Here is a 3,323-nt window from a genome sequence, read left to right on the forward strand (position 1 = left end):
GTTTTTATAATGCAGTCTATATGAGGTTTTCCGAATAATATAATGTAAAATATTATATTGTTATTAGGTTATTAGGAACATTTAATGTTGTTTCACAACTGAAAGGAAATTGAAAAAAACCTGAAACTTTTCTCATTAAAATTCAATCTGACTTAAAAAATGAAAGAAAAATGAAATTTTCCAAAAGAAATTCTTTGTTAAAATAAAAAGCATAAATACAAAAAAAGTATTGACACATGGAGAAAAATGTATTTTTCCAAGATATAGTGGGGGAAAAAATGAGATTAGAAAAACAATTAATAAAAAAGATATATTATGAAACATTCCTAATGGAGAATGAAACACATCCACCTCTTCAAGTACTTGGAGAAGCTTATTTAAACGAACAAAAAAATGAGATTTCCGATGGATCTTATATTCGTTTTGCACAAGGTGAATTTTATTATCACCATCAAGATTTTGAATCAGCTATTTTTAAATGGGAGAAAGTCAGTAATGAATTAGCACCATGGGCACAAAAAAATATTGCGGATGCTTACTTCGAACTTAACCAATTATCAGTTGCTGAAAATGTTTATACCTCCATTACTACTGATAACAAAATACTTATGACCGAAATTGTACTGCAATTACTGTCTCTTTACATCGAGCAAAATAATCTTGATTCAGCTTTCGCTGTTATCAAAGAAGCGGTTTCTTTAAATCCCGATTATCCAAACGTCACAACAATTGCACGTTCCTTTTATGAAGAACAGCAAGATTTTGACAGTGCAGTAGAGCTTGCTGTGAATGAGTTAATTCGAACAGAATCTTTTCCATGGTTTGAGGTTCTAAAAGGATATATCGATAAAGGATTTACTAAAAATATTTCACCAGACTATTTTTATAAAGTATTAGTTACATTAAATAATGTAGATCAAGTACAATTTACGCAAATTGTTTCATCACTTTGGCATAGCTATAAAAATGAACAAAATTACTTATTATGGCTTAAAACAATAAATGAATTTTTCTTACATATCGAAATACATTCGTCCGATATATGGGACAAAATTTCTTCTCTTTACGAAGAAACGTACTTTGAATTAATTCAAGGTCAATATATGCTAAGACAATTACACGAGATCATTCCAAATCTTTTAACAAATTGGTTAAAGGTAGCTAATCCGTCTCATTCTGTATTTCCATCTGCAGCAGTATTGGCATGGGATGAGATTTTCCCTTCCACAATAGATTCAGCAAATATAAAACATGTGGAAAACCTACTGTCATATTCTATTAATCATGTGAATGGCTTAGAGTATAGTTTACATCTTTTTGAATCTATTACACAGTGGGCACAAAAACATGATTTAGAAATGGGGCATCGATTTAGATGGTTAGTTGGTGAGCTTGCAGATTTAAGAACAAATCGCCTTTTAGTAACTGGAACTTCAGGAAACGGAAAAGCTTCATTTATTAACTCTATCCTAGGAGAAAATATATTAGAAAACTCAATCTCAAATGTAGTTGTCTTTAAAAATGACGCTCATACAGTAATTAACGCTATAACAGATTCAGCAATTACAACAACTGAGAATTTCTCTGATTACCATAACATGATGTCTCTACACCGCCAAACATATAGAGATAGAGCATGTGTTGAATTTAAATTACCATGCAGATTTTTAAGTGAAAATAAACTTACATTCGTTGTTACACCTAGCTTTAATAGGAACAACGACACTAGAGATGAGACATTCGAATATTTAAATTCTGTAGACGAATTATTATTCGTATTGAATGCGGATTCACCTTTTACTGACAAAGAACGTGACATTCTATTAAGTATTCAAGAACATACACCAAATCTACAAATTCATTTCTTATTAAATAAAATCGATAACATTTACAGTGAAGCAGAAGCAAAAAGAGTTATACATGATACGCAAGCGAGAATAAACGCATATTTCCCGCAAGCGAGAATTTTCCCTTACTCTTCGTTATATACAAATAGTCAACAACTAAACGATTTAACCGAGTTTATTCATTTTAACTTTAACCATAAAAATATCGATGCAGAACGTACTGAAAAGCTATTGTTTTTCATTCGAAAAACAATTACACATCTTTTGGATAAACGAGTTGAGATGGAAAATAGCTTAGTGGATTCTATTAATTGGAATGAAGATATGTTAGTTAAACTAAATGGTTGTATTAATAACCTTACTGCTTTTGAGAAGGAAAAAATTCATTTAATGACAGAATCATATCGTACAATGAAAAACGAAATTACTAATGATCTTACGGAACATATTCCGAAACTATTGCAGGGTTGTTCTGATTTAATTAGTGAAGAAAGCGATTTTGGGCACATTGATATTGAACTAAATACAGCGATGAACGAAAGAGTTCAAAAATATCTGGAACAAACTGTGTTACCTAATTTTGCTCGCTCTATGCAAAATTGGATTGCAACTTCTAATAACGAGCTCCTTCAAAGTCAATCGTACTTAGAAGAAATCAGTGAAGGACTTAATTCTTTATTGGGAGAAAATCGAATACAGTTAGAATGTGACTTTAAAGTGCTTGATGACTGGCGCAGAGATACTGATAGAATGACAACTAGAATACAAATGGAAGAAGTAAATATTTTACGCCGATTTACACCAGCACAATTTTTACTAAAAAGTGCTGGTAAATTATTTGGAGTTCTTCCTAAAAATAAAGCTATGTTATATAACAAATACAAACAGTATTTAGAAAATGAAGATTATACCGATGTAACGGCTTCTATTATGAAGAAGTTTTTCTTGCAATTTGAGCTATTTGAAAACGCACAAGAGCGGGATATTAAAATGTTCTTTAGAAATCCATTTGGCGCGTTGGAACAAGCTGTAGAAAACACTCATTTAGAAATAAAAGAAAAACAAGATACACTGCATAAAATGAAATCAAACCCTGAAGTTTATTATGATTCTATAACGCTCTTTGAATTGAGATTACGTCAATGTGAAGTAATCTTAAATATAGGTGAGGATAATTCCTATACAGATTTAACTTTAGAAACAAACATAGAGTAAACGTAAAATTACCTTCACTGAAATGAAAATAAGTAGTGAGTAGGAAAGAGTTAATAGACATGCAATAATAGCTTGTCTTGTCTGTTATTTCGAGAAAATATTAGGTGAAGAAAAAGAAGCGATAAAATAAATCGCTTCTTTTTCGTTTGTTGAGATGTTTATTTTTACAATAAGGATACTAATTTTTAGTAGTATTATTAGATGTAATCGTAATATTGTATAACACTAGAATATAGCGGGGCATTATAAACTAACTTATAT

At 30.5% G+C, this 3,323-nt stretch carries 1 protein-coding gene; it reads left to right on the forward strand.

Annotated elements, in window-relative coordinates; translation table 11 throughout:
- Positions 1–278: 278 nt before the first annotated feature.
- Positions 279–3,062, forward strand: a complete 2,784-nt coding sequence (locus tag V7183_RS24600) for a dynamin family protein (protein ID WP_335361166.1) — start codon at positions 279–281, stop codon at positions 3,060–3,062.
- Positions 3,063–3,323 lie beyond the last annotated feature (261 nt).

The sequence above is a fragment of the Bacillus sp. JJ1127 genome, from assembly GCF_036965845.1.
Classification (GTDB): Bacteria; Bacillota; Bacilli; order Bacillales; family Bacillaceae_G; genus Bacillus_A.

What these genes read in the sequence shown, in the direction of transcription:
- V7183_RS24600 (WP_335361166.1), top strand. Translation starts at nt 279, where the DNA reads ATGAGATTAGAAAAACAATTAATAAAAAAGATATATTATGAAACATTC.